Annotated in this window: 1 protein-coding gene; it reads left to right on the plus strand. The window is 65.1% G+C overall.

Translation table 11 applies throughout. The features are described 5' to 3' along the window. Nucleotides 1–23 precede the first annotated feature (23 nt). The coding region (locus RZA67_RS16415) for an autotransporter-associated beta strand repeat-containing protein (protein ID WP_317214128.1) at nucleotides 24–249 on the plus strand (226 nt) is incomplete at its 3' end.

Here is a 249-nt window from a genome sequence, read left to right on the forward strand (position 1 = left end):
TGGTCAAGAACGGTGAGGGTGCGATGGCACTCACGGGCACACTGGCCCATGCCGGTGGCACCACCGTCAACGACGGTGTGATGACCCTGACCGGCAGCAACAGCTACACCGGCGGCACCACGCTCAATGGTGGCGTGCTGCAGGTGCTGAGCGATGCCAGCCTCGGCGATGCCTCGGGTGCTCTGACCTTCAACGGCGGCAGCCTCAACACCTTCGGTGACATGAGCAGCACCCGCGATCTGCTGCTGC

This window comes from Stenotrophomonas sp. C3(2023) (genome assembly GCF_032911385.1).
GTDB lineage: Bacteria > Pseudomonadota > Gammaproteobacteria > Xanthomonadales > Xanthomonadaceae > Stenotrophomonas.